The following is a 1312-nucleotide window of genomic DNA, read 5'->3' on the forward strand; positions in this document are numbered from 1 at the left end:
TGACCCGTCCTGAAATAGGTTGACACTTTTTCGACGAATCGAAGAGGTGCCAAGTGGAGCAAGGGATCAAGCGGACGCAGCGGGATTACAGCCTGGCTTTTAAGCTGTCGGTGGTGGAGCAGGTAGAAAAAGGCGAGCTGACCTACAAAGAGGCGCAGCAGCGTTATGGCATCCAGGGGCGCTCGACGGTGCTGGTATGGTTACGCAAGCACGGCTTGCAGGATTGGACGGACCCATCCGGTCGTGCGCCATCGGGTTCCACCATGCCAAAGCGAGAATCGAAGCCGCTCACGCCGGAGCAGCGCATCAAGGAACTGGAGACGCAGTTGCGCGAAGCGCAGGAGAAAGCCGCGCTGTTCGAGGCGGTGCTCGACGTGATGCGCAAGGACTACGGGATCACCGTAAAAAAGCCTTCGGGCAGGTCGTCGCGCAAAGGCACGTCAAAAAGCTGAGCGTCGAGCGAGCCTGCCGATACATGGGCATCAGTCGCCAAGCGTATTACAAGCGTTGCCAGAGCGAGGAGCGTCGCCGCTCGGAAGCCGAGACCGTGACGGCACTGGTTCGGCACGTCCGGCTGCGTCAGCCACGTCTGGGCACGCGCAAACTGCACCATCTGCTCGGGTCGGCCTTTGCCGGGCACGGCATCAAGCTGGGCCGGGACGGGCTGTTCGACGTGCTGCGCGCAGCGCGCCTGCTGGTCGTGCCGCACCGGGCGTATCACAAGACCACTCAGAGCCATCATCGCTTCCGGCGTCATCCGAATTTGCTGAAAACCGGGCCGGAGCAAGTCGTGCCGACTGCGCCCGAACAGGTCTGGGTCGCCGACATCACCTATTTGCCGACCGCTGGCCCGTTCGTGTATTTGAGCCTCGTGACCGATGCGTTCTCGCGCAAGATCGTCGGCTACCACGTACACGACAGCCTGCAGACCGAGCAGGTCAGTCAGGCGCTCAAGAAGGCGCTGCGTACGCGCCGAACCGACCAGCCGTTGATTCACCACTCCGATCGCGGGGTCCAGTATTGCTCGACCGACTATCAGGACATCCATCGGCATCACGGCCTGCGCTGTTCAATGACGGACGGCTACGACTGCTATCAGAACGCGCTCGCCGAGCGGGTCAACGGCATTCTCAAGGGTGAGTTCCTGTTGCAACGCCCCGCCAACCTTGAACAAGCCGCCAAGATGGTCGAACAGTCGGTGCGCATCTACAACCATGAGCGGCCGCATACCGCGCTGAAATACAAAACGCCCGATGCGGTGCATCGGGCGTTTTAGGTCAAAACTACTGTCAACCTATTCCAGGACTTGACA

1 protein-coding gene is annotated in these 1312 nt (G+C 60.8%); it reads left to right on the forward strand.

The genetic code is table 11. From position 1 onward, the window contains the following. The first annotated feature begins 53 nt into the window (after positions 1-53). Positions 54-1276 (forward strand): IS3 family transposase gene (locus tag DIE21_RS36805; protein ID WP_124502204.1). Its coding sequence is split into 2 segments (ribosomal slippage): positions 54-419 and positions 422-1276, totalling 1221 coding nucleotides; the frame shifts between segments, so codons are not numbered across the junction. Positions 1277-1312: the final 36 nt, after the last annotated feature.

Origin of the sequence: Burkholderia sp. Bp9140, from assembly GCF_003853425.1 — a bacterium.
In the GTDB taxonomy this organism is placed as follows: Bacteria; Pseudomonadota; Gammaproteobacteria; order Burkholderiales; family Burkholderiaceae; genus Burkholderia.